We start from the raw sequence: 1,102 nt of genomic DNA, 5'->3' as shown, positions 1-1,102 counted from the left end.
GCCTGGGAGTGGGGGTAATTCATATCAGTTTGTCGCCTGCAGCGTTTCACCCGCGCGCCAGAGCTGCGATTCTTGGTCATCTTCGCGTCTCTCCATGCATCCAGGCCTTCGAGGTATCCATGCAGATCAGCTCCAACTTTGACAGCGGCAATATCGAGATTATTAAAGCCGAGCATCCCAGCGACATTCAGCTAAGCATTCGCAAAGACAATAATTCTGATTTTTATCAATGGTTTCATTTTAAACTGATAAGCGAACACGCAGAGCTGCATAGCATTAAAATTGTTAATGCGGGCGATTCTGCTTATCCCGATGGCTGGAAAGATTATCAGGCGGTGGCCTCTTATGATCGGCAAACCTGGTTTCGCGTACAAACCGAATATGACGGTAAACAGCTGACTATCAGCCACTACCCGGAAGCCGAGTCAGTGTATTTTGCCTATTTTGCCCCTTACAGCTACGAGCGTCATCAGGATTTGCTGCAACAAGCGCAAAACGACTACAACTGTCAGCTGGTGGATTTAGGCGAAACCCTGGATGGCCGCGATATGTCGTTACTGGTGGTGGGTGAGCCGGATGACAGCAAAAAGAAAATTTGGATCACGGCGCGCCAACACCCGGGCGAGAGCATGGCCGAGTGGTTTATTGAAGGCTTACTCGACCGCTTATTAGATGAAGATGATGGTGTCGCCCGGGCACTGCTAAATAAAGCGGTGTTTTACATAGTGCCGAATATGAACCCGGATGGCAGTGTGCGCGGCCATTTACGTACTAATGCGGCGGGCGCTAACCTGAACCGCGAATGGCAAGAGCCTACCATGACACGTAGTCCGGAGGTTTTTCTGGTGCGCCAGAAAATGCTCGAAACCGGGCTTGATATGTTTTTAGACATTCATGGTGATGAAAACCTGCCGTATAACTTTGTCGCGGGCAGCGAAGGTGTACCGTCATACACGGCCAAAGTGCAACAATTAGAGCAGCGCTTTAATCAAGCCTTATTAACGCTTACGCCTGAATTTCAGGACGAATTTGGCTATGACAAAGATGCCCCGGGCCAGGCCAACCTGACTGTCGCCACGAACTGGGTAGGTAATCAGTTTAA

1 protein-coding gene is annotated in these 1,102 nt (G+C 49.8%); it reads left to right on the top strand.

Annotation, left to right across the window (positions count from 1 at the left end; translation table 11 throughout):
- The coding region (locus V7D78_RS15815) for a M14 family metallopeptidase (RefSeq protein ID WP_333609431.1) at window positions 1-1,102 on the top strand (1,102 nt) is incomplete at both ends.

This window comes from Arsukibacterium sp. (assembly GCF_036735525.1).
Lineage (GTDB): Bacteria > Pseudomonadota > Gammaproteobacteria > Enterobacterales > Alteromonadaceae > Alishewanella.
The sequence above is the reverse complement of the archived record's forward strand: the minus strand, read 5'-3'. Positions and strand labels throughout refer to the sequence as shown.